At 68.5% G+C, this 23110-nt stretch carries 18 protein-coding genes; 8 read left to right on the top strand and 10 right to left on the bottom strand.

Annotated elements, in window-relative coordinates:
- Positions 1 to 17: 17 nt before the first annotated feature.
- On the bottom strand, positions 18 to 1307 hold the full coding sequence (locus IM632_RS13575) for an RNA methyltransferase (RefSeq protein WP_296482601.1): 1290 nt from the start codon (positions 1305 to 1307) through the stop codon (positions 18 to 20).
- Between the two features lie 106 nt (positions 1308 to 1413).
- Here IM632_RS13575 and IM632_RS13580 point away from each other — a divergent pair, with 106 nt between their 5' ends.
- The gene (locus tag IM632_RS13580) at positions 1414 to 1842 is read left to right on the top strand and encodes a glycine zipper 2TM domain-containing protein (protein WP_296482604.1); all 429 of its coding nucleotides are present in this window, start codon (positions 1414 to 1416) and stop codon (positions 1840 to 1842) included.
- Here the strand turns inward: IM632_RS13580 and IM632_RS13585 are convergent, their stop codons facing one another.
- On the bottom strand, positions 1843 to 2598 hold the full coding sequence (locus IM632_RS13585) for a TlyA family RNA methyltransferase (RefSeq protein WP_296482607.1): 756 nt from the start codon (positions 2596 to 2598) through the stop codon (positions 1843 to 1845).
- A gap of 97 nt (positions 2599 to 2695) precedes the next feature.
- Here IM632_RS13585 and IM632_RS13590 point away from each other — a divergent pair, with 97 nt between their 5' ends.
- Genes IM632_RS13590 through IM632_RS13600 form a run of 3 tightly spaced genes read left to right on the top strand, consistent with a single transcriptional unit; the run spans position 2696 to position 6821 of the window.
- Complete coding sequence (locus tag IM632_RS13590; RefSeq protein ID WP_296482610.1) at positions 2696 to 3091, top strand: DUF2946 family protein; 396 nt, start codon at positions 2696 to 2698, stop codon at positions 3089 to 3091.
- Between the two features lie 59 nt (positions 3092 to 3150).
- The gene (locus tag IM632_RS13595; RefSeq protein ID WP_296482614.1) at positions 3151 to 5436 is read left to right on the top strand and encodes a TonB-dependent receptor; all 2286 of its coding nucleotides are present in this window, start codon (positions 3151 to 3153) and stop codon (positions 5434 to 5436) included.
- Positions 5437 to 5441: 5 nt separating this feature from the next.
- Positions 5442 to 6821, top strand: a complete 1380-nt coding sequence (locus IM632_RS13600) for a PepSY domain-containing protein (protein WP_296482616.1) — start codon at positions 5442 to 5444, stop codon at positions 6819 to 6821.
- On the opposite strand, the gene IM632_RS13605 is transcribed toward IM632_RS13600, so the two are convergent.
- Entirely contained in the window at positions 6814 to 7617 is an 804-nt protein-coding gene (locus tag IM632_RS13605) for a thioesterase family protein (RefSeq protein WP_296482618.1), read from the bottom strand. The two genes, IM632_RS13600 and IM632_RS13605, sit on opposite strands and share 8 nt — an antisense overlap.
- Positions 7618 to 7715: 98 nt before the next feature.
- Here IM632_RS13605 and IM632_RS13610 point away from each other — a divergent pair, with 98 nt between their 5' ends.
- The gene (locus IM632_RS13610; protein ID WP_296482622.1) at positions 7716 to 8705 is read left to right on the top strand and encodes a hypothetical protein; all 990 of its coding nucleotides are present in this window, start codon (positions 7716 to 7718) and stop codon (positions 8703 to 8705) included.
- A gap of 9 nt (positions 8706 to 8714) precedes the next feature.
- Here IM632_RS13610 and IM632_RS13615 read toward each other — a convergent pair whose 3' ends face one another.
- The 5 genes from IM632_RS13615 to IM632_RS13635 form a co-directional block, all read right to left on the bottom strand.
- Positions 8715 to 10319 carry an acyl-CoA synthetase gene (locus tag IM632_RS13615; RefSeq protein WP_296518954.1) on the bottom strand — a complete coding sequence of 535 codons (1605 nt, stop codon included), beginning with the start codon at positions 10317 to 10319 and terminating at the stop codon, positions 8715 to 8717.
- A 102-nt stretch (positions 10320 to 10421) separates the two neighbouring features.
- The gene (locus tag IM632_RS13620; protein ID WP_296498452.1) at positions 10422 to 11609 is read right to left on the bottom strand and encodes a serine hydrolase domain-containing protein; all 1188 of its coding nucleotides are present in this window, start codon (positions 11607 to 11609) and stop codon (positions 10422 to 10424) included.
- 34 nt (positions 11610 to 11643) lie between these two features.
- A complete protein-coding gene (locus tag IM632_RS13625; protein WP_296482633.1) occupies positions 11644 to 13254 on the bottom strand; it encodes an NAD(P)/FAD-dependent oxidoreductase in 1611 nt (536 codons plus the stop codon).
- Between the two features lie 69 nt (positions 13255 to 13323).
- The gene (locus IM632_RS13630; protein ID WP_296522997.1) at positions 13324 to 14094 is read right to left on the bottom strand and encodes a phytanoyl-CoA dioxygenase family protein; all 771 of its coding nucleotides are present in this window, start codon (positions 14092 to 14094) and stop codon (positions 13324 to 13326) included.
- Positions 14095 to 14145: 51 nt separating this feature from the next.
- Positions 14146 to 14892, bottom strand: a complete 747-nt coding sequence (locus tag IM632_RS13635) for an FkbM family methyltransferase (RefSeq protein WP_296482638.1) — start codon at positions 14890 to 14892, stop codon at positions 14146 to 14148.
- A gap of 249 nt (positions 14893 to 15141) precedes the next feature.
- Here IM632_RS13635 and IM632_RS13640 point away from each other — a divergent pair, with 249 nt between their 5' ends.
- Complete coding sequence (locus tag IM632_RS13640; protein ID WP_296482640.1) at positions 15142 to 18009, top strand: pitrilysin family protein; 2868 nt, start codon at positions 15142 to 15144, stop codon at positions 18007 to 18009.
- Positions 18010 to 18044: 35 nt separating this feature from the next.
- Here the strand turns inward: IM632_RS13640 and IM632_RS13645 are convergent, their stop codons facing one another.
- The gene (locus tag IM632_RS13645) at positions 18045 to 18728 is read right to left on the bottom strand and encodes an arylesterase (protein WP_296482642.1); all 684 of its coding nucleotides are present in this window, start codon (positions 18726 to 18728) and stop codon (positions 18045 to 18047) included.
- A gap of 15 nt (positions 18729 to 18743) precedes the next feature.
- On the opposite strand from IM632_RS13645, the gene IM632_RS13650 reads away from it, so the two are divergent.
- A complete protein-coding gene (locus IM632_RS13650) occupies positions 18744 to 19433 on the top strand; it encodes an ATP-binding cassette domain-containing protein (protein WP_296482645.1) in 690 nt (229 codons plus the stop codon).
- Positions 19430 to 21952 carry an FtsX-like permease family protein gene (locus IM632_RS13655; RefSeq protein ID WP_296482647.1) on the top strand — a complete coding sequence of 841 codons (2523 nt, stop codon included), beginning with the start codon at positions 19430 to 19432 and terminating at the stop codon, positions 21950 to 21952. Before IM632_RS13650 ends, IM632_RS13655 begins: the two co-directional genes overlap by 4 nt.
- A 53-nt stretch (positions 21953 to 22005) precedes the next feature.
- Here IM632_RS13655 and IM632_RS13660 read toward each other — a convergent pair.
- Positions 22006 to 23110: PHB depolymerase family esterase (locus tag IM632_RS13660; RefSeq protein WP_296552480.1), on the bottom strand; the 1105-nt coding region annotated here is incomplete at its 5' end.

Raw genomic sequence — 23110 nt, forward strand, 5'->3', positions numbered from 1 at the left:
CGGGCAAGGCGCAGGCCTCAGCGGCTGAAGACTGCAACCAGCTCCAGGTGGGGCGACCACAGGAACTGGTCCACGGGCCGGACGCGCTCCAGCCGGAATCCCTCGTCGACCAGCCGCCGGGCGTCCCGGGCGAAGGTGGCGGGATTGCAGGAAACGCCCACCACCCGGGCCGCGCCCGACTGGGCGATCTCGGCTGTCTGGGCGATGGCGCCGGCGCGGGGCGGATCGAAGACGATGACGTCGATGCGACGCAGCTCCGCCGCTGCAACCGGCCGGCGGAACAGGTCCCGGGTCTCGGCGGTGATCCCGTGCAGGCCGGGCGCCGTGGCGACGGCGGCGACCAGGGCGGCGATGGCGGGGGCGGATCCGTCCACCGCCAGAACGGGCGCGACCTCCGCCAGGGGAAAGGTGAAGGTGCCCACGCCGCAGAACAGGTCTGCAATCCTCCGGGCGCCTTCGGCGGCGGCGACAGCCTCCGCCGCCATGGCCGCCTCGGCGACGGGCGCCGCCTGCAGGAAGGCGCCGGGCGGAAGGACCACCCTGGCCCGCCCCAGGCGGACGACGGGCTGGCGCTGCTGGAAGAGGATGTCCCCGGCGAGGGTGAGGCGGGCGATGTCGCCCTGACCCGCCACCTCCGCCGCCAGCTGGCGGGCGTCCGCGGACAGGCCGCCGGATCGCGCCTCAACCCCGGTGACGTCGATATCGAGGCCGGTATCCGTCACCGTCACGTGCAGGGCGGGGGCCGATTTGGGATGCTCCAGCAGGGGCGCGGCCAGGCGCCGGAGCAGAGGAAGAGCCCGGGTGATGGCCGGATCGAGCACGGCGCAGTCCGACAGCTCCACCAGGCTCCAGGACCGGCGCGCCTTGAAGCCGATCCTCGCCTCCGTGCGGGTGGGGCCCCGGCGGGCGTGGAGGGCGGCGCGTCGCCGGCCGCCGGGCGTCGTCGTCACCACCGGGAGGATGTCCGTCTCCAGCCGCTCGAGGGCCAGGGTGGCGCGCAGCCGCTCCACCTTCCAGGCCAGGGCCGCCGTCTCGTCCCAGTGCTGGAGGGCGCAGCCCCCGCAGGTCCCGAAGTGCGGGCAGGGCGGCGCGCGCCTGTCGGGACTGGCCCGGTCCACGGAAAGAAGGACGGGTCCGTCGGGTCCGGCGCCAAGGCGGATCACCTCGCCGGGAAGCGCTCCGGGGATGTGCAGAAGGCGGCCCTCGGCCGTGCGCACCACACCGTCCCCCTCCCCGCCCACGGACTCGACAGTGAGGAGACCCTCAGGAGGCGGCGCGGGCGGCGGGGAGGGTCTGCGAGGGGGCACCGGATGATCTTAGACCGGTTCGACGCCCGGCGGGGAGCCCTCGTCTTGGCCTTGCAATCGACGGCCTGTCGCATACCCTGAACCCTCTTCAAGAGGGAGCTGACGCATGCGCCAGTACATCGCCGCGACCGCCGTCGCCATCCTGCTTTCCGGCGTCACCACAGCCCCGGTGCGCGCCAATCCGCCTCCGGGCGATTTCGGCAGCGGAGACATCTGCAAGCAGAAGAAGAAGGAGGCCGGGACCACCGGCGCCGTGATCGGCGGGATTGGCGGCGCCCTGCTGGGCCGGGCCATCGCCGGGAAGGGCAACAAGACGACCGGGACGGTGATCGGCGCCGCCGCGGGCGCGGGGATCGGCTACGGCGTCGGCCGGGGATCGGTCACCTGCATCGACTATCCGCCCCAGGTTACCCAGACGGACTACAGCCGCGAGAACTGCCGCTGGGTCCAGCAGTCGCCCCAGGATGGCCAACCCCGCCAGTTCGAGGTCTGCCGGAATGCAGACGGCATCTGGCGGGCCAGCGGGCGGGAGTGATCAGCCCTTCCGGGCGGTGACCAGGTATTCGAGGTTGCCGTCCGAGCCCGCAACGGGACTCTCCGCAGTCTGCGAAACCCGCCAGCCCGAGCCCTCCAGGAAGGCGCATGCGGACTGAAGCGCCGCTGTTCGCGCGGCCTCGTCGCGGACCACACCTCCCTTGCCCACCCTCGCTGGCCCCACCTCGAACTGCGGCTTGACCAGGGCGAAGAGCCAGGCCCCGGGCCGGGCCAGGTCGAGTGCCGCCGGCAGGACCTTGGCCAGCCCGATGAAGCTGGCGTCGCAGACCACCACGTCGGGCGGTTCGGGGATCCACTCCCGGTCCAGACGCCGCGCATCGACGCCCTCCAGGCTGATCACCCGCGGATCGGCGGCCAGTCGCGGGTGAAGCTGCCCGCGGCCGACATCCACTGCGTAGACCCGGGCGGCGCCCCGGTTGAGGCAGACCTCCGTAAAGCCGCCGGTAGAGGCCCCGATGTCCAGCACGATGGCGCCCTCCAGCGGGGCGTCGGCAAAGCCCGGGGCGCCCTTCAGCTTGCCCGCCGCCCGGCTGACCTCCTCGAAGGCGGCCCGGAAGGTGATCTCGGCGTCCTCTGCGATGAGGTCCGAAGCACGCGTCACATGGCGACCGTCAGCGGTCACCCCGCCGGCCTCGATGGCCGCCCGCGCCTGGGCGCGGCTGGGCGCCAACCGTCGCGCGACGAGCACCGCGTCGGCGCGACGGCGGACGGGGCCTCCAGGCGCGGGGTTCAGCATGGCCCCACACTGTCCCGGAAGTCGGCCAGAGACAACGGAGACGGTCTCAGCGGACCCGGATGGACAGGCCGTCCGGTTGTAGCTTAGGAAGCGCGCCATGCGCATCGCGGGCCTCATCTGGATGCTTCGCCGGGCGGCCCCCGTCCTGGTGGTCCTGGCCCTGGCTATGCGCATTGTCGTTCCGGCGGGCGTGATGTTCGCAGAGACGACCGACGGCGGGTTGCAGATGACCCTCTGCACCGGCCAGGGGGCCATGGTGGCCCCGCTTAGCGACGACGGGACAGGCCCGGACGCTGGAAGGGGCGCTTCGGATTCCCCGTGCGCCTTCGCGGCGACGGCGGCCTTCACACCGACCGAGTCCGTTCTTCTGCCGGTTCCAGCGCCCTGGCCGGCGCCCACCGCACACCCTGGCGTCAGGACGGAACACCAGCGCCCCGGCCTGGGGCTTCCGGCGCCGCCTCCCCCCAAGACCGGTCCTCCCTCTCTCGTCTGACCCTGTCGCCCCGGCCAGCTTGGCCCGGCCCTGCCTGACATTCAGTCGAGAGACCCTCAATGACCCCCCCCATTCGCGCCGGCGCTTCGCGGCGCGCCCTTCTGGCGGCCCTCGCGGTCGCCGCAGCTCCCGTGTCCGTTCACGCCTCGGACGCCGTCGCCGAAGCCCCCGAGATTGACGCCGTCATCATCGTCGGACAGGGCGACCGGCCCATCACCGTCCAGCCCCGGGGACTGTCCGTCTCCCTCGGCGAGGCCGAGTTCCGAGCGGTGAACGCCGTCAATGTCGAAGACCTGATGAAGTATGCGCCCAACTTCTTCGTCCGGAAGCGGTTTGCGGGCGACGACAACGCCGTGGTGGCCCTGCGGGGCGCCAACACGGTCCAGAGCGCCCGGACCCTGGTCCTCGTCGACGGCTTCGTCGTCTCCAACTTCCTGGGCAACCGATGGGACTTTCCGCCCAAATGGAACGTCGTCGGGCCGGCTGAGGTGCGTCAGTTCGACATCGTCTACGGTCCCTACTCGGCGCGCTACGGCGGTAACTCGATGGGCGGGGTGATCTCTGTCACCACCCGGGCGCCCGAGCGGAACGAGGTCTATGCCCAGTCCCAGGTCATGACCATGCCCTTCAAGGAGTACGGTTTCGACGAAGCCTTCCAGGGTTACAGCGCAGAGGGCGGCCTGTCCTGGAAGCCTGAGAACTCGCCATTCAGCCTGCGGGCGGGGTTCAGGCGCTTCGAGAACACCGGGCAATCCATGACGTACAACCTGTTGTCGGCGGCGACCGGGACCGGGACGGCGGTGACAGGCGCCTATGTCGATCCCAGGTTGGCGACCCCGGTTTTCGGCGCCGCCTCCCCCGTCCGCGTCATCCAGAACCAGTTTCGGGTCAGGACCGGCTGGGAGATGGACAATGGCTGGCGCCTGGAGGCCCTGGGCTTCGCCTGGCTGACGGATCAGGACCTCACAGATACGCGGACCTTTCTGAGGGATGCTGGCGGCGCGCCGGTCTGGCAGGGAAGGGTCGTCCTCGGCGGCAAGACCTGGAATGCAACAGGGCTCAACCAGTCGCTGACGGAGCGCACCGAGTACCTGGCGGGGTTGAGAGCGGGCGGTGCAGCCATGGGCTGGGACGTCTCAGCCAATCTCTCGCGCTACTGGATCGCCCGCCAGGACGGTCGCACCTCCCGAGACATGGCGACGGGCCTGGTGAACGGCGCCGGGACACAGACCCTGGCCCGTCAGCCCGGCTGGTGGACGGGGGACCTGGTCGTGGAGAAGGCCTTCGGGAACCACGCCCTGGCGTTGGGCGTCAATGGCAGCCTCTACGAGACTGAGTCCGAAACCTTCAACACCACTGCCTGGAAGAACGCCACCGGGCGGGTGTTCTCGGCGGCGACCTGGGGGAAGACGACGACCTTCGGGGTCTTCCTCGAAGATGAGATCTCCCTGCCCGGCGACTACCGGCTGACCGCGGGCCTGCGTTATGACAGCTGGAAGGCGTACGATGGCGGCATCGGCAAGTTGATCGCCGGTCGCCAGGTGGACGACGCCTATCCCGACCGGATCGACAGCGCCGTCAGCCCCAAGTTGAGCTTCCAGGGGCCGCTGACCGCTGGCTGGGACGTCCAGCTCAGCCTCGGGACGGCCACGCGCTTTCCGACCGTCGGAGAGCTGTTCCAGGGCCGCATCGATGACATCACCCAGCAAATCGACCCGCAGAGCTTCGACCCGAACCTCAGGCCCGAGACCTCCATCGACGCCAGCCTGATCCTTCGCCGGAGCTTTGGCGACGTCAGATTCACCGGGTCAGCCTTCCTGCAGGATGTGCACGACGCCATCTTCAGCTTCCAGGGCCTCAACCCCTTCGGCCAGGTCACCTCCTCCTTCAAGAATGTCGATCGGGTACGCCAGGTCGGCCTGGAGGTGATCGTCGAGGCGCGGGATGTCGCCATCGAGGGGCTGGACGTGGACGCCAATGTCTCCTGGATGGATGCCCGGACCCTCCGGAACCGATCCGCGCCCTTGGCCGAGGGCGAGATGTTCCCTCGGATTCCCGAATGGCGGTCCAATGGATCGGTCCGGTACCGGATCTCGGACGCCGCCCGCGCCTCCCTGGGCTGGCGGTACGCGACCCGTCCCAACTCGGACCTGTTCGGCCTGTCTCGAGGCGACGCCTACGGGTTCCAGAGCGAGTACCTGACCTTCGACGGGCGGGTGACGCTCGCCGTCGGCGACTATGCCGAACTGGGGATCGGGATCGACAATCTGCTCAATGACAAGGCCTACGTCGCCCACCCCCTGCCGCAGAGGTCCTTCGTCATCGACCTGAAGGGACGGTGGTGAGAGCCATGGCCCCTTCCGACATCCTCCAGAACCCCGAAGCCGCTGAGAGGCAGGCCATCCTCGCCCACCGGACGGTCTGGCGTTGGCACTTCTACGCCGGTCTGTTCTGCATTCCCTTCGTGATCGTCCTTTCGCTGACCGGGGCAGCCTACCTGTTCAAGCCCCAGGTGGAGGCCTTCCTGGATCGTCCCTTCGACCATCTGGTCATGGAAGGTGGTCCCCGGAGCGCCCAAGCCCAGGTTGACGCCGCTCTGGCCGCGGCGCCCGAAGGCTCCAGGCTCCGGTTCTACGAGGTCCGTTCACGCCCGGGGGATGCCGCCCGGATCACCCTTTCCACGCCGGACGGACCGCTGATCGCCTTTGTCCACCCGGAAACCAATGTGGTCCTGTCTCTCCAGAGGGAGGCCGAAAGACCAATGGAGGTGATCAAGACGCTCCACGGCGAACTCCTCATGGGCGACCGGGGGGCCATCCTTGTCGAGCTCGCGGCGGGATGGGCGGTGGTGATGATCCTTACCGGCCTCGTCCTCTGGTTTCCGCGCGGCGGTCGAGGGCCCGGCGGGGTCCTCTGGCCCCGGCTTGGCCTCGGCGGACGCCTCGCCTGGCGGGACCTGCACGCGGTCACTGGCTTCTGGGTTTCCGGGCTCGCCCTGTTTCTGCTGCTTACAGGCCTGCCCTGGACCACGGTCTGGAATGACGCCTTCAAGGAGGTTCGCCGGGTGACGGGAACCCTGGCCGCCTCGCAAGAATGGTCCTCAGGCCGCAAGTCCGAACGTTCGGACCCACACGCCGCACATAACGCGCCGGCGGACCAGGAGATCCGGGCCGCCAATCCGTCCCTGGACCGGATGGCGGAAGCGGCTGCCGGGCTGGGTCTGCCGCCGCCGGTCCTCATCGCCCCGCCCTCCCCTGGCGGCGGCTGGCGGTCCTCTCCGGACTGGACCGTGAGGTCGGAGACGCCGAACCGGCCGCAGCGGGTGGTGCTGACCCTGGATCCCGCCTCGGGCGCCGTGACAGGCCGCGAGGACTTCGGGGACAAGCATCCGATCGACCAGGCCATCGGCTACGGCATCGCCGCGCATGAGGGCCAATTGTTCGGGCTGGCCAACCAGCTGCTTGGTCTCTTTGCGGCATCGGGCCTGGTGCTGCTGTCGGTGAGCGGAATCATCATGTGGCGCCGGCGCGGGCCCCTGGGCGTCCTTGGGGCGCCGGAGCGGCTGACCAACCGGAATGCGGCCAGGGCCGTGGGCGTCGCCATCCTGGCCCTCGGGGTCTTCATGCCCGTCCTGGGCGTCAGCCTCGTCGTTGTGGGCCTGGTCGAGTTCCTGGTGCTGCGCCGCCTGCCGAGGGCGCGGACCTGGCTGGGCCTGGACCCCGTCAGATGAAGACGGCGACCATCTGCCGGGCGCGTGCGACCAGCTGGCCGGCATCGTTCCAGAGGCTCATGTCCTGCGCAGCGTAGCCGCCGGCGGCGGCGTCGATCCGGCTGTCGAGGAGCCACCAGCCCGAGGCGCTGGCCGGCGCGTCGGTCGCAAAGTCGAGGGACCAGGTCATGGTGCTGAAGGGGGCGAACTCGGGGAAGAGCACCAGGGCCGCAGAGGGAACGGCGTCCGCCAGGGCCACCAGGGCAGGCGCGCCCGCGGGGGCCTCGCCATCGCCGTGCCGGATCCAGACGGCGATACGGGGCTCCGCCTCCGGGGTCATCGGCCGCGCCCCGCCCGCCAGCCGGACGTCGAAGTGCCGGGCGAAGCCAGGCGCCCTGTCCGCAGCGAAGAAGGCGGTGCAATCCTCCGGGGGAGGAAGGACGGGCGGCGCTTCTCCCGTGCGCATGACACGGGACTCACGCACCCCGCCATAGGTCAGGAGCGCACGGGCGGCCGGTCCGGCCTCCCCGGTGACCGAGGCCTCGATGACGACGGCGGACTTGCCCCGGCGAACGACCTCGGCGGTCACGATAAGGCGGCCTGAGGCTGGCCCCGCCAGGGCGAAGTGGGCGCTGCGAAGGGGCGGCAGGTCCGGGTTCAGTCTCGCGGCCGCCTCGACGCAGAGGGCGCCGGTCAGGCCGCCGTAGGCGGTCCGTCCCTGCAGCCAGTCCTCTGGCAAGTCGATGACCAGGCCGCCCTCGCCGGGCGCCAGGGACTGCATCATCATGCGAAAAGGGGTTCCGGCGGTCTGGGTCATCGGGCGCTCCTCACGCCCGGAGTAGACAAGGCAAGCTCCTGACGCCAGCCCCGAGCCGGGACTGGCGCAGCCCGCCCTGCAGCGGATAGAACCGTCGCATGATCACTCGCCGTCGCCTGCTGCAGGCCGCCCCCGCTCTCGCTGTCCCCGCCGATCTCCAGCCCCCCGTCCGGACCCTGGAGCGGATCGACCTGGTCGACCCTGCGCGGGGGCGGACAATTGCGACCCGGATTCACATGCCGGCGGGCGCCGGGCCCTGGCCTGTCGTCCTGTTCAGCCATGGCTTCGGGGGGTCCCTGTCCGCCTTTGGGGAGGCCGGCCGATACTGGGCGACCCGGGGGGTCGTGGTCATCCATCCCACCCACACGGACTCGGTCCAGGTCCCCGACCCCACGCTCCCGGCCGAGGACGCCCTGGCTGTGCGCCAGGCCCTGGCCGCCGCCATGGGCGGTCGCCCGGGCGGCCCGCCCCTGACGGAGGTGATGGAGCGGCCGGTCTTCCTTCGCAGCCGCCTGGCGGACATCGGATTCCTGCTCGGCCTCGTGCGCAAACGGGATGACCGCCTTCCCGCCGCAGTGCGTGCGCGTATCGACCCGACGCGCATCGGCATGGCTGGCCACTCCTTCGGCGCCTACCTGACCCTGGTGCTCTGCGGTGCACGGCTGTCGCCCGAGCCGCCGCCCCCCCTTCCGTCGGGCTTCCGCAGCGGCCTGGCGATCAGCGGCCAGGGCAGCGGCCGACTGGGCCTCAGGCCCGGCGCCTTCGACCGTATGTCCCTGCCCCTCTTCAGCGTCACCGGCAGCCGCGATTTCGGCGCGGCGGGGGAGACGCCGGACTGGCGACTGGAGGCCTTCAATCGCGCCCCGCCCGGCCGCAAGTACGCCGCCGTGCTGGACGGCTTCCGCCATGGAGACTTCGACGCCCCGGAGAGCGACCCTGTCCTGGGCCGGACGGCCAGCCGGCTCCGCGCCCTGCAATCGGCCTTCTGGCGCGCCACCCTGGCGGGCGACGCCTCCGGATGGACCGACCTCGACCGGGCGGCGGGGGCCTCGCGCCCCGGCTACCCGATGGAGATCCGCAGGCGCTGACCGGCCCGCTCAGGGGAGAGTGGTCTCGGCGATCTTCCTGGCCGTGGCGTAGTCGGCCTTGCCGTTGCTGGCCCGGATCGACTGGTCCGTGGAGACCACCCGCTTCGGGGTCTTGTAACCGGCGAGGCTCTTGCGGACGTGGGCGCGCAGAGCCTCTTCGTCCAGGCTCGCGCCCTCGGAGAGCCGGACAACGCCGGTCACCGCCTGGCCCCACTTCTCGTCGGGCAAGCCCACCACCAGAGCGTCATCGACGCTGGGATGGGTCTTCAGCGCCTCCTCCACCTCCTCGGGGAAGACCTTCTCCCCGGCGGTATTGATGCAGGCTGAGCCCCGCCCAAGCAGGGTCAGGGTGCCGTCCGCCTCGACGATGCACCAGTCGCCCGGGATGGAATAGCGGACGCCGTTGATGGTCCGGAAGGTCCGGGCGGTTTTCTCGTCGTCCTTGTAGTAGCCGAGCGGATTGGGCGGGCCGATGGCCACCATGCCCGACTTGCCCGAGCCCGGTTCCACCGGCTGGTCGTTCTCGTCGAACACCTTGCAGCGCTCACCCAGCATGAACTTGGCGGTCTGGACCTCGGAGTCCCTGGTCATGATGGAGTTGCCCATGCCCAGGGCTTCGGAGGAGGAGAAGCCGTCGCTCAGCACGGCCTGGGGCATGTGCTCGAGCATGCCCTTCTTGACCTCGTGACTCCACATGACGCCGGAGGAGACGATGGTCAGGATGCTGGAAACATCGTAGCGGCCCGGCGCCGCGTTCAGGGCGTTCAGGATCGGCTTGCCGAAGGAGTCGCCCACGATCACCAGGGTCTGGGGTTTGTGGGCGTCGATCGCCGTCAGCAGTTCCTCTGCATCGAAGGTCGGCTTCTCCAGAGTGATCACGCAGCCGCCCGCCATCATCGCACCCATTGAGGTCAGCAGGCCCGTGCCGTGCATCAGGGGCGGGGCCGGCAGGATGCGCGCGCCCACCGGCATGCGGCGGGTGGCTTCGGCGAGCTCCTCAAGGGTCTCAGGCACCGGTCCCAACTTGCGGGCCGCCTGAAGGGTGATCTCCCGCATGTCGTGGTGGGTCCACATCACGCCCTTGGGCATGCCGGTGGTGCCGCCGGTGTAGATGAAGAACTGGTCGTCGCCGGAGCGCTGGATGTCCAGCGGCCCCCCGTTGCCCTCCTCGCCAAGGGCGTCGAAGCGTTCGGCGAAGGGCGCGACCTGGCTGTCTTCGCTGACCTCGACCCAGGTCTTCACCTTGGGCAAACGGGGCCGGATCTCAGCGACCGCATCTCTGAACTCGCTGGCGTAAACCACGGTCTGAGCGTCGGAATTGTCGAAAATGTACCAGACTTCCTCGGGCGTGTAGCGGTAGTTCACGTTGACGTGGGTCAGGCGCGCCTTCCACCCGGCCGCGACGGCCAGCAGATACTCAGGACGATTGCGCATGTAGATGGCGATCTTGTCGCCAGGCCGGGCGCCCCGGGCGATCAGCCCCCGGGCCATGTTGTTCGTTGTCCGGACGGCGTCGCCCCAGTTGATCACCCGCTGGCCATGGATGAAGGCCGGCGCCTCCGGGGATACGTTGGGGCCGACCGCGTCCAGGATGTCTCCGAAATTCCAGCCCATGGTCTTGTCATCCTCCACTCTCGCCCCGCTCAGGAGGGCTTGGACCGAAAGTCCCCCGACAGACGGGCAAATGCAAGCGCCCCATGGGGCGACGGATGGGACTCAGGGCGCGGGGGCGATGGCCGCCTGCCGGAGCGCATTGATCAGGGCGGTGCGCCCATCACGCAGATCCGGCCCGCCAGACTTGGGCCAGGCCGAGTTCACGACAATGATGATCCGGTCCTCGCGGAAGGTGGTGATGGACTGGCCGAAGATTCCCGTCGCCTGATAGGCGCCATTGGGCTGCATCCACCAGAAGTAGCCATACCCGGCCTGGCCGTTCTCGATCTGCTTGCTTGTGGCCTCCCGCGCCCAGCCAGGAGGCAGGACGGGCCGGCCATCGACGATACCCTCGTCAAGTACAAACTGGCCAACGCGCCCGTAGTCTCGGAGCGTCATGGAGATGCAGCATCCGCCGCGCTCCAGGCCGCCGGGATCGGTCACCCACACAGCCTCCGCCTCCATTCCGTAGGGCTTCCAGATCTTCTCCGATGCGTAGTCCGCCAGGCCCTTTCCAACCGCCCTGGCCAGCAGGATCCCGACAAGGTCGGTCTCGCCGGTGTTGTAGTTGAAGGTCGTCCCGGGGGCGTGGGCCCGCGGCAGGGTGCGCATGTAGGCGACGACAGGGTTCAGATCGGGCTGCCCCTGCGCCAGCTTGACGCCCTCTGTGGGGCCCTTGGCGACGTCGGAGCTCGGATCGCTGTAGTCCTCATTCCAGCGAACGCCGGAGCTCATCATGAGGAGCTGTCGCAGAGAGACTCCATCGTAGGCGGACCCCTTCAACTCGGGAAGGATGTCCGTCACCGGGGTCTGGAGGCTCTTGATCCGGCCGTCCTGGATGGCGGCCCCGACCAGTATGGCTGTCACCGACTTGGCCACGGAAAAGGAGGTCCAACGATCCCTGGGGCTGCGTCCCAGGCCATACTTCTCCAGCAGGACCTGGCCATCGCGGATCACCAGAAGCCCGGAGACACGGTAGGTCGCCATGTATTCGTCGACGGTCCAGGTCCGGCCGGCATGCGTGAAGACGGGATCAAGGTTGCGGTCCGCAAGAGGCAGCGCGTGGACGCGGTCTCCCGCAGCGATCGGCCGGGTCTGGTAGACCGTCTCCATCGCCGGATACCAGCGGGCCTGCTGCTCAGCGCTCCAGAACAGCAGGTTCGGCGTCTCCGGCTTCAGGGCGACCTGGGCGGCGGAGGAACCCGCCACGAGGCTGCCGGCCGCAAGGGCGGCGGCGATCAGACGCTTCATGTTTCCTCCCCCGGCCCGCCGGACGCGCAGACCGCTACTCCGTCCGGAAGCCCTCGTAGTCCCGGGCCGCCACCTGATCGATGCGGATTTTGTAGCCCTCGCCGATGTAGGGCATGAAGACCCGCGGCTTCCCGGGAACGTTGGCGCCCATGTACCAGGAGGCGGCGTCCAGGTAGAGGCTGCCTTGCGCCACTTCGTTGACATGCGCCATCCAGGCCTCTTGCGCCCCGGCGTCGGCCTCCAGGGTCCGGACCTGACGGCCATCCGCCCAGCCGATGGCGCCGCTGATCCAGTCAATGTGCTGCTCGATGGACGAGATCATGTTCGACAGGACGGAGGGGCTGCCCGGGCCGGTGACGGTGAACAGGTTCGGGAAGCCGGCGACCATCAGTCCCAGATAGGTCTTGGGCCCCTCCGCCCAGGCCTCCCCGAGGGTGCGTCCGCCACGCCCCCGGATGTCCATCTTCAGGAGGGCGCCGGTCATGGCGTCGAAGCCGGTGGCGAAGACGATCACGTCGAATTCCGACTCGCCGGCGGTCGTCCGGACGCCGGTCTCGGTGAGGGTCGCGATGGGGGTCTCGCGAAGGTCGACGAGGCGCACGTTCTCTCGGTTGAAGGTGTCGTAGTAGTTGGTGTCGACGCAGGGCCGCTTGGCGCCGATGGCGTAGCCCCGGGGGACAAGGCGCTCTGCCACCTCGGGATCGCGGACCATCTGCCGGACCCGGTCGCGGACATGCTCGCAGATCTCTTCGTTCAGGTCCGGCATGCGCATCAGGTTGGGAATGGCGGACAGGGACATCAGGCCCATGCCGTTCCAGAGACCCGCCTTCAGCGCCTCGAGCTCCTCTCCCTGGACTCGCAGATCGGGGGGTGGCGACGGGAAGATGGACTGCCCGCTGCGGAGCATGTCGCGGTAGGCGGTGAAGCCTTCCAGAAAGCCGTCGATCTCGGCGTCGGCGAGGGGCGAATTGAGGGCCGGAAGCGAGAAGTTGGGCGTCCGCTGGAAGACCGTCACCTGGGCGGCCTGCTGAGCGATCAGGGGGATGGACTGGATGGCCGAGGATCCGGTGCCGATCACCGCCACGCGCTTGCCTGTGAAGTCGACGCCCTCGTGCGGCCAGAGGCCGGTCAGGTAGGTCTCGCCCTTGAAGCGGTCGGCCCCCGGGATGTCCGGCGTCTTGGGCACGGACAGGCAGCCGGTGGCCATGACCACCCACCGGGCCGAAACCTCGTCGCCGCGGTTGGTCTTCACAGTCCAGCGCCCGGCGGCCTCGTCGAAGACTGCGCTCTCGACACGGGTTTCGAAGAGGAAGGAAGATCGCAGGTCGAACCGGTCCGCAATATGTTCGGCGTACTTCAGGATTTCAGGCTGGGGCGCGTACTTCTCACTCCAGCGCCATTCCCGGGCGAGGTCCTCGGACCAGGTGAAGGAATAGAACAGGCTCGGAATGTCGCACCGCGCGCCCGGGTACCGGTTCCAGTACCAGGTGCCGCCGACCCCGCCACCCGCCTCGAACCCCTGGACGGACAGGCCGGCCTCCCGGGCCTTGTGGACCATGTAGAGGCCGCCGAAGCCGGCGCCGACCACAGCCACGTCGACCTGGACCCCCTTCACCGGAGTCCTCCCCATCGTTCCATCAGCCATCTTCACTCTCCCGCAGCGCCATATCCTTGTACCGGGGATAATGGACGGACTGGCGGCAAGGTCCAGTGGTCAGACGCGAGGCCTGCAGGCGAGAGTGAACTCGAGGCTGATGCGCAGGACGCCGGTCGAGCGACCGCCGTGCAGGAGCCGATCGTTGAAAACGACAGCCTGCCCCGTCCTAACGGGCGCCGGGATGAGGCGGTCGGTAATGTCCTCGTCAGCGTACTGGGGCTTACGATGCCCCAGGTGGTTCACGAAAGACGTGTAACGGAAGTCCCTGAGGTGGGATCCCGGCAGCACCATGAGGCTCGGATTGTCATCATCCTGCAGGAGCGGAAGCCAGACCTTCACCCGCTGCATGTCGGCAGGAAAGTCGAAGCCGAGCAGGTCCCAGAACCACTTGTCGGCGTGGATGGAGCCAACGTCTGAAGGGCTGTCCGGACGGACGACGCGCCAGTAGACATCCGGTTCACCCCTACCCTCCTCACCAGTCACGAACTCGCCGGCCAAAGGATCGAGAAACCCCTCCTCCTGAAGGGCCCGTTGAAGGGCCCCAAAGAGGTAGGCCGGAAGCATCCTCGCCGCCTTCTCCCGGAAATTTGGATATCCTTCGCCCGACAAGTAGGCGGCTGCAGCGCTGATCGTCGGCAGAGATTTACCCGCCGCGTCGGAGAGATGTTCAAGAACGAGCTCCTGGACAACTTTCCGGAGGTCAGGCGCATCCACGACAGAAAATCCGTCCGCGTTGGAGGCGAGATCCAGGGGCCTCATAGCCTTTGACTCTAGCATCCGATCCTCACTCCCCATCCTCGAACCACGCCGCCAGCCCGAAAACCGCATGGACTTCATCCCACATATTGATGTCTCCCCCGGTGAGTAAACACAGCCTCATCAGACAATCCCATTGGGAATCCAGCTCAGGTAGGGCTTTCGAGTATCCACAAATATCGAGTCTAATGGCGTCTTGGCGATCAAGCGGTATCCAAAGTTTTCGATATATCTGAATATCTCGTTGTCTTGTATATTATATATCGATACATTTTTTATCTCAATACATATAACACCAGGTCGGAATATATCCAAACGAGCGCCTTTTAGCGCATTCAATTCTTCTCCTTCGATATCTATATTAAATAAATGTATCTCTCTATTGATATAGGATTGATAGATATGAAAGATTGTTGTCGCCTCGACATCCAAGATTTTAGGCTTAAGGTCCTTGAATTTTAACCGGTACTTTTCGCCTGTCGTGTGAGCGATCGTACTCATCGTAGGATCCGGGAAGATCTCGAAGCGTACTGATTTCGGGGAGTCAGATACGATTTCGTTCAGGAACGTGTCCCTAGGCCGGATTTCAGACCAGTCATTCCTATAGCCGTCGTTTCCATCGACGGCGTACCCGCTCCATCCCCTTTCGTAAAAAATGTATGTGTTGCTGAAATCGATGGGATGATTGGCGCCGACGTCCAGGTAGGCGCCCACCTCGACATCCCTGAGGATGGAGCTCAGGACCAGATCCACGCCCCCGACGGCGTAGCTCATGTTGCGTTCTGGACGAGCGAGCCTTCCGGTCATTGAAAACCAGTCTCCGGTATGGCGAAGGATGCCGAGGCGGCCTGAACGGGCGCTTTCGTCCAACCGCGGAACTCCTGATATCAACTCCATGGGCGCGGCGCACACGACTCACGCAACTCTTATCATCTTGCTGCTCGCGGCACGATCCTGCTGAACTTGATCAGGCGCGGACTGGAGCTGGGCCCCCGCCGCCATCGGGCCAGGAGGGACACCGGAAGGCATCCCGGACTTGCCTCCGGCCTTCTGGGGGGTATCTGTATCGTAGTCCCACCGCCGCCGGGCCCTCGCGCCTGACCTGACACCGGAGTTCACATGACCCTCGCCGGAAGGCTGTTTTCCGGGGCGAGCCTCGCCCTCCTCCTCACCCTCTCCACCTCCCCCGTCATCTCGGCTCCGGCGCCGCCTGCAGCGGCGGTGCAACCCGCCCCCGCCTCTGAACTGGCGCGACTGGTCGATATTCCCTACGAGCGCTTCACCCTGCCCAACGGCCTGCGGGTGTTGGTCCATACCGACCGCAAGGCGCCGATCGTCGCCGTTTCCATCTGGTACGGGGTCGGGTCCAAGCATGAGCCCGCCGGTCGCACCGGCTTCGCGCACCTCTTTGAGCACCTGATGTTCAACGGGTCGGAGAACGCGCCTGGCGACTACTTCAAGCCGCTCCAGGAGGTCGGCGCCACCGACCTCAATGGGAGCACCTGGTTCGACAGGACCAACTATTTCCAGACCGTCCCGACCGGCGCCCTGGACCGGACCTTGTTTCTGGAGAGCGACCGCATGGGCCACCTCCTGGGCGCTGTCACCCAGGAGAAGCTCGATAATCAGCGGGGCGTCGTCCAGAACGAGAAGCGCCAGTACGACAACCAGCCCTTCGGCCTTGTGGACTATCTGATCAACGACAATCTCTTCCCCCCGGGCCATGGGTACCGTCACAGCACGATCGGATCCATGGCCGACCTCGACGCGGCCTCGCTTGACGATGTGAAGCGCTGGTTCACCGATAACTATGGCCCGAACAACGCCGTCCTGGTCCTGGCCGGCGACATCGACCTTGCGACCGCTCGCCCCCTGGTCGAAAAGTACTTCGGAGCGATCCCCCGCGGCCCCCGCGTGGCTCCTGTTCAGGACGGCCCGGTGACCCTCAAGGCGCCCGTCAGCCTGACCCACAAGGACCGGGTCGCAACCACACGGATCTATCGCAGCTGGTCCACGCCGGGCCTGAATGACCTGTCCTCCGTCGCCCTGGAAGCGGGGGTCAGCGTCCTGGGCGGCCTTTCCTCCTCGCGCCTCGACAATGCGCTGGTCCGCGACGAGAAGATCGCCGTGTCTGTCACAGCGGACTTCGGAGTGTTCCAGTCGGTGGGGATCCTGACCCTGGCCGCAGATGTCCGTCCGGGCGTCTCGCCGGACCTCGTGGCCAAGCGGATGGACGAGGTGATCGCCGGACTGATCGCCACCGGCCCCACCCCTGCTGAGCTGGATCGGGCGCGCCGGGTGGAGATTGCGGGCAAGATTCGCGAAACGGAGGCCGTTGGCGGCTTTGGCGGCAAGGCGGTGACCCTTGCCGAGGGTGAGCTCTACGCAAATGACCCCGAACTCTACCGGAAGCGGCTCGACGCCTACGCCGCCCTCACTCCCGCCGCCGTGCAGTCCGCCCTGAAGACCTGGCTCGGCCGGCCGGCCCTGGCCCTCCGGGTCGATCCGGGCGAGCGTGATCTCGATGGCGGCCCTCTGGGGGGAGACAAGGCGGCGAAGGGCGCCGTGATCGACCGGACCGGCGTCACAACGGCGCCGCGGGCGCCCCGCGCCGATGCGACCCTGCCAGGCGCCGGCAAGGTCCCGACCCTGGACTTCCCGGACATCGAGCGCGCCAGGCTGGCCAACGGCATGCCTGTCGTCTACGCGCGCCGCGCAGGGGAGCCGCGAACCCTCATCGCCGCGAGCTTCGACGCCGGGACGGCGGCGGACGGCGCCACAAGGTACGGGGCGCAGTCCCTGATGCTCAGCGCCCTCACGGAGGGCGCCGGTGTTCTCTCCAGCCGCGAGATCGCCGAGCGTAGCGAACTCCTGGGCGCCAGGGTCGGCGCCTCGGCGGGCGCGGACCGCTCGACGGTCATGCTCGACGCCCTGACCCCGAATCTGACGCCCTCCCTCGCCCTTTACGCCGACGTCCTGCGCAGACCGACCTTCGAGCCGCAGGTGGTCGAGCGGATCCGGGGCCAGCAACTGGCGCGGATCTCGGCGGACGCAAACAACCCGCAGGCCATCGCCGTCTTGGAACTCTCGAGGCGGCTTTACGGCGCCGGACATCCCTACAGCGTCCGGACCAGCGGCGCGGGCGACGCGGCCGTCGTCAGCGCTCTCAGCCCTGCGGACCTTCGGAACCTTCACGACCAATGGATCCGGCCGGACAACGGACGCCTGCTTATCGTCTCGGACAGGCCGCTCGCAGAACTCCTGCCCCAGCTCAACGCGGCCCTTGGCGACTGGAAAGCGGCGACCGGGACGGCAAGGGGCGCCAAGGTGTTTGTCGAGCCCCCGGCGCCGTCGGGCAGCCGGGTCGTCCTGATCGATCGTCCCAAGTCGCCCCAGTCGGTGATTTCAGCCGGTCAGGTCCTTCAGGCCAAGGGCGGAGACGACCTCCTGTCCCTTCAGGCGGGCAACGAGGTGCTGGGCGGCGGCTTCCTCTCGCGCCTGAACATGAATCTGCGCGAGACCAAGGGCTGGTCCTACGGGGTCGGCTCCGGCGTGCCTGAGGTGGTCGAGCGCGTGTCCTTCCGGGTCAGCGCGCCCGTCCAGGCCGACCGCACCGCCGATTCGATCTCGGAGATCGTGAAGGAGATTCGGGATTTCACCACCAACCGGGGAACAACCGCCGAAGAACGTCAGCTGACCATCGAAGGGGCGACGCGGGAACTGCCAGGCCAGTTCGAGCGGGGCGCCTCGGTGCTGAACGGGATGGCGACGCTGGCCGAGTTCAATCGACCTGACGACTGGTACGAGCGGCTTCCCGAACGCTATGGCGCCATGACGGCGGCGGACATGGACTCGGCGGTCCGGCGGGTCATCGATCCGTCCCGGATGACCTTCGTGGTCGTGGGCGACGCTTCGGTGGTCAGGCCCCAACTCGACAAGCTTGGCCTGCCGGTCGAGGTGATCGCCGCACCGCCGGCGGCGAAGTGATCGGAACGGGGCGGGTTTTGGTCCGCCCCTCTTCCTCAGTCTGCGGGGAGGTCGCCAGCCACGGCCGGGGCCAGCCGGGCGGCGATCTCCTCAATGCCCCGAGCGTTGGGATGCATGCCGTCCGGCAGCAGCTTCTCCGGCTGACCCGCCACGCCCTCCAGGAAGAAGGGATAGAGCCCCGCGCCTGTCGACCGGGCCAAGTCTGCGTAAATCGGGTTGAACGCCCGCGCGTAGTCCTCGCCAAGGTTCGGCGCCGCCATCATCGTGGTGAGGGCGGCCGGAACGCCCCGGCGCTTGAGCTCCGCCAGGATCGCCTCAAGATTGGTCCGGGTCTGCGCCGGGCTGAGTCCCCTCAGCATGTCGTTGGCGCCCAGGCCGACGATCACCAGGTCCGGCTTGCGCGGCAGGCCGTCGAGGGTGAAACCCAGGCGGGCCAGGCCCGCGGCGGTGGTGTCTCCCGAGACCCCCGCATTGACCACCCGGGCCCGGACGCCCTGTCTGGCCAGGGCCCGCTCCAGGGCCGGCGCGAAGCCCTGCGAGGGCTCGAGACCATATCCGGCGAACAGGCTATCTCCGAAGGCCACCACGAGGGGGCCCTCGAAGGCCGCCTCTGTAGCGGGCGGCTTCTGTGTCCGGGGCGCATCGCCGCCCGGCGAACAGGCCAGGAGAAACTGGCAAAGCCCCGCCACAACCACATATAGCCACAATCCCGAACGCACCGGACGCCTCCACTGATGACCCACAGCGACGCCGACACCGACCTGATGATCCGCGCGCGTGGGGTGACACTCTCGCTTGGAAACACCGATATCCTCAAGGGCGTTGACCTCGACGCCCCCCGCGGACAAAGCCTTGCGGTGCTGGGGCCCTCGGGTTCCGGAAAATCGTCCCTGATGGCGGTCCTGTCCGGGCTGGAGCGTGCGACCGCCGGAGAGGTGCGCATCGACGGCGAGGACTTCGGCCCCCTCGACGAGGATGCTCTGGCCCGAGCGCGCCGGGGGCGGATCGGCATCATCCTGCAGGCCTTCCATCTCCTGCCGACAATGACCGCGCTGGAGAACGTGGCGACCCCTCTTGAGCTGTGCGGTACAGAAGACGCCCGGGAAAGCGCCGTGGCGGAGTTGTCCGCAGTGGGCCTAGCCGACCGGCTGGGTCACTACCCGACCCAGCTGTCTGGCGGCGAGCAGCAGAGGGTGGCCATCGCCCGGGCCATGGCCCCGCGGCCCGGCCTGATCTTCGCCGACGAGCCCACAGGCAACCTGGACGGGGTGACCTCCCGGCGGGTGGCGGACCTGCTTTTCGAGCGCCGGGCCGCGGCCGGAGCGACCCTGGTGATGATCACCCATGACCCTGGGCTCGCCGCCCGCTGTGACCGGATCGTAGAGATGGCGGACGGCCGGATCGTCTCCGACCGGCTGACATGACACCCGTCGCCTTATCCACCCTTTGGCGGATCGCCCGGCGGGATCTGTCGGCCAGCTTCCGAGGCCTGCGCCTCCTCTTCCTCTGTCTTTTCCTCGGTGTCGCCGCTCTCGCCGCAATCGGCAGCCTGACCGCCGCTATCACCGGTGAGCTGACTCGGAAGGGCCGGGAGCTTCTCGGGGGCGACATCGAGATCGCCCTCACCCAGAGATACGCCACCAATGCTGAGAAGCAGGTGATGGCCGACCTCGGCCGGGTCAGCGAGACCGTCCGGCTACGCGCCATGGCGCGGGGCGGGTCCGGCCCGCCCATGCTCGCCGAGCTCAAGGCGGTGGACGATGTCTATCCCCTCTATGGCAGCCTCACGGTCCAGAGCCCATCCGGCGTGCGTCCCGCGCCACGACCGGGACCGGGCCAGGTGCTGGTGGAACAAGGTCTGGCCGAGCGGCTGGGGGTCGGTCCCGGGTCCGTCGTCGGGTTCGGTCGGGCCGAATTCCGGGTCGCCGGCGTTCTCGACAACGAGCCGGATCGGGTGGGCGAAGGCTTCAGTCTGGGACCCGCCGCCCTGATCCGCCTGGAGGACCTTCCCGCCACGGGCTTGATCCAGCCCGGCAGCCTGTTCCAGTCGAAGTACCGGGTGAGGCTTCCCGACGACCGGACCGGTCGCCTGGACCGATTGTCCGAGTCGCTGAAACGCGAGCACAGGGAGGCGGGCTGGCAGGTGCGCGACCATAGTCGGGCAGCCCCCGGCGCCAGCGGGTTCTTCGAGAGCATGGGCCAGTTCCTCGGGCTGATCGGTCTGGCCGCCCTGGTGATCGCCGGCATCGGGGTGAGCAACGGGGTCACGGGCTACCTGTCGGCCCGACGCGGCTCCATCGCCACCCTGAAGGTGCTCGGCGCCTCGGGGCGTGACATTGCCGGGATCTACCTCCTGCAGCTGGGGGTGGTGGCGGTCGCCGCCATCCTGACGGGCCTTGCTGCGGGCGCCGCGGCGCCCTCGGCCATCCTGTCCCTGATTGGGGACCGCCTGCCGGTGAAGCCCGAGTTCTCCCTGCATCCGGCCCCCCTGCTGATCGCTGCGGCGCAGGGCCTGCTGATCGCCTTCATCTTCACCTGGCTGCCCCTCTCCCGGGCGGGATCGACCCCGCCCGCCGCCATCTGGAGGGCCGCGATCGAGCCCTCGGGCCCACCGTCGCGGCGGGACGTGCTGGTGGTCGGGGCGGCGGTGCTGCTTTCGGTTGGCCTTGCCCTGGGGACGGCCGACCGGCCGCTATACTCGGCGAGTATCCTGGCCGCGGCGGCGGGGGCGCTGCTGCTTCTGCTTGGGGTGGGGATCGGGGTGAAGGCGCTGGCCCGACGCCTGCCCCGACCCGCCTCGCCGCTCCTGCGCCTCGCTATCTCCAACCTCCACCGGCCAGGCGCCCAGACCCCCGCCCTGGTGATCGCCATGGGCCTGTCCCTGACCCTATTCGTGCTGATCGCCGCCATCCAGACCAGCCTGGACGCCGAGATCGCCCGGTCGGTTCCGGCCCGGGCGCCGGCCCAGTTCGTGCTCGACGTGCCGTCGGGCGGGGCCGAGACCTTCCGCAAGGTTGTGAGGGACGCGGCGCCAGGCGCGCAGGTGGACCTGGTTCCCGCCCTGCGGGGCATGATCACGGCCTACGGAGACCAGAAGGTCCGCGATCTCAAGGTCATCCCGCGCGAAGCCTGGGTGCTGCGCGGCGAACGCGGCGTCACCTATGCGGCGGATCTGCCTGCGGGCAGCCGCATCATGGCCGGTGAGTGGTGGCCGAGGGACTATGCGGGTCCTCCCCTCGTCTCCCTGGATGACGAGGTCGCCGCCGACCTTGGCCTCGGGGTGGGCGACATGCTCACGGTCAGCGTGCTGGGACGGGAAATCGCGGCCCGTATCGCCTCCCTCCGCCGGATCGACTGGGACACGATGGGTTTCAACTACCTGATGGTTTTCCCGCCCAGCACCCTGGCGGGCGCCCCGCACACCCTGGCGGGCGCCGTCAACCTGCCGCCGGAGAGGGAAACCGCCGCCGCCCGGGCCATCCTGGCCGCCTTTCCCGGAGCTTCGGTGATCTCGGTGCGAGAGGTGCTGGGCCAGGCCCGGACCCTGCTGGACCAGATGGCTCTCGCGGTCCTTGCCGCCGCCTCCGTGACCCTGCTTGCGGGCATGGCGGTGCTGACCGGCGCCGTCGCCGCCGCCCGGCAGTCGCGAACCTACGACGCGGTGGTGCTGAAGACCCTCGGGGCCACCCGCGGGCAACTGCTGGCTGTCCAGGCCCTCGAGTACGGGCTGCTGGGTCTGCTGCTCGGCGCCGTCGCCCTGGCGATCGGCCTCGGAGGGGCCTGGTGGATCATCGTCCAGGTCTTTGAGTTCACATGGGCGCCCGACTGGGGCCGGGTCCTGGCCACCCTGGGTGCAGGGCTGACGGTCACGCTGGTCCTCAGCCTTGCCGGCGCCCTGCCCATCCTGTCCGCCCGGCCCGCGAGCGCGCTCAGATCCGTCTGAGCCCGACGGTCAAAAGGGGCGGTTCGAAGCGGGGGGTCGGACGCTGGGGGCGACTAGAGTTTGGACTTGAAGAAGCTCCAGGCGATCTCAGCGAACTCAACGTCGCGGTTTTGTCGTCCGCTCTCGGGAGTGGTAGGGACCAGGACCGTCTGGCTTGCGACAGGATGACCGGCCCCATCCATCCGCCACCATTCGACGTCAGACGCTCCAGAGTAGACCAACCTGTTGGCCGGCCCGGCATCGGAGGGGTCGCCATTGAAGACAGTCTCCACAGGGGTCCCCGTAGCGCCGTTCGCCTGGCGCCATACGTCACGGGTCGCCTCGGCGCTGATCACCTGGCCCCGGTTGCAGTTTCCGCCCAGGTTGGCCACGCACCCGCCTGCATAGGGCATGGCGGGATCCGCCGTCCCGTGCACCATGAGGACTGGCAGCCGCCGTGGCGGGGAGGCGCTGCAGGCGCCCGTCTTGGGAGTCTTGGCCATGTTCCCGTTTGAGGACGCCACCGCAGCGACATTGGCAGGTCCGGCGAGGGCGTAGGAGAGGGTCATCTGCGCACCGTTCGAGCCTCCCGCCATGAAGACCTTGGATGTCGGCAGACCATACGCGGTGCGAAGCTGCTCGATCAGGGCGTTGAGGAAGCCGATATCGTCCGCCTGGCTCGACGTCTGGTTGTCGGACCGGCAGTCGTTCCAGCCGGGCGAGCCGTCCAGGGCCGGGAGCCCGCCGGGATAGACCGCGACAAAGCCCTCGCGATCGGCCACATCCCGGAAGACGGAGAGGGGATGAGCGCCGGGATTGGCGATACCGAGCCCGATGCCGCCGCCGCCGTGCAGGACAAGCACGAGCGCCTTCGGGCTCCCTGTCATTCCGGCAGGCGTGTAGACGCGGAACTCGCGGGTGACGCCGCCGACCTGCAGGCTGCCCGAGGCGAGGCCCGGTGGATAGGGCGCGGGCGCCACCGTCACGGTTGTCGAGGCGGTGACTGACCCGGAGGGGTTCGCGGCGTTGAGGGTGTAGGTCATACTGGCCGACGGCGAGACGGTCCGGCTGGTAAGCCCGTCGACGGATCCGACACCGGGGCTGATCGTCAGGGAGGTTGCGCCCTGGACAGTCCAGGACAGGGTCACGGTCTGACCGGGCTGGATCTGCGCCGGAGAG

It is taken from the genome of Phenylobacterium sp. (genome assembly GCF_020402505.1).
GTDB lineage: Bacteria > Pseudomonadota > Alphaproteobacteria > Caulobacterales > Caulobacteraceae > Phenylobacterium.

What these genes read in the sequence shown, in the direction of transcription:
- IM632_RS13615 (WP_296518954.1), bottom strand. Translation starts at nt 10,319, where the DNA reads ATGGGCTGGAATTTCGGAGACATCCTGGACGCGGTCGGCCCCAACGTA.
- IM632_RS13600 (WP_296482616.1), top strand. Translation starts at nt 5,442, where the DNA reads ATGGCCCCTTCCGACATCCTCCAGAACCCCGAAGCCGCTGAGAGGCAG.
- IM632_RS13605 (WP_296482618.1), bottom strand. Translation starts at nt 7,617, where the DNA reads ATGACCCAGACCGCCGGAACCCCTTTTCGCATGATGATGCAGTCCCTG.
- IM632_RS13630 (WP_296522997.1), bottom strand. Translation starts at nt 14,094, where the DNA reads ATGCGGTTTTCGGGCTGGCGGCGTGGTTCGAGGATGGGGAGTGAGGAT.
- IM632_RS13610 (WP_296482622.1), top strand. Translation starts at nt 7,716, where the DNA reads ATGATCACTCGCCGTCGCCTGCTGCAGGCCGCCCCCGCTCTCGCTGTC.
- IM632_RS13580 (WP_296482604.1), top strand. Translation starts at nt 1,414, where the DNA reads ATGCGCCAGTACATCGCCGCGACCGCCGTCGCCATCCTGCTTTCCGGC.
- IM632_RS13655 (WP_296482647.1), top strand. Translation starts at nt 19,430, where the DNA reads ATGACACCCGTCGCCTTATCCACCCTTTGGCGGATCGCCCGGCGGGAT.
- IM632_RS13585 (WP_296482607.1), bottom strand. Translation starts at nt 2,598, where the DNA reads ATGCTGAACCCCGCGCCTGGAGGCCCCGTCCGCCGTCGCGCCGACGCG.
- IM632_RS13640 (WP_296482640.1), top strand. Translation starts at nt 15,142, where the DNA reads ATGACCCTCGCCGGAAGGCTGTTTTCCGGGGCGAGCCTCGCCCTCCTC.
- IM632_RS13595 (WP_296482614.1), top strand. Translation starts at nt 3,151, where the DNA reads ATGACCCCCCCCATTCGCGCCGGCGCTTCGCGGCGCGCCCTTCTGGCG.
- IM632_RS13590 (WP_296482610.1), top strand. Translation starts at nt 2,696, where the DNA reads ATGCGCATCGCGGGCCTCATCTGGATGCTTCGCCGGGCGGCCCCCGTC.
- IM632_RS13625 (WP_296482633.1), bottom strand. Translation starts at nt 13,254, where the DNA reads ATGGCTGATGGAACGATGGGGAGGACTCCGGTGAAGGGGGTCCAGGTC.
- IM632_RS13620 (WP_296498452.1), bottom strand. Translation starts at nt 11,609, where the DNA reads ATGAAGCGTCTGATCGCCGCCGCCCTTGCGGCCGGCAGCCTCGTGGCG.
- IM632_RS13650 (WP_296482645.1), top strand. Translation starts at nt 18,744, where the DNA reads ATGACCCACAGCGACGCCGACACCGACCTGATGATCCGCGCGCGTGGG.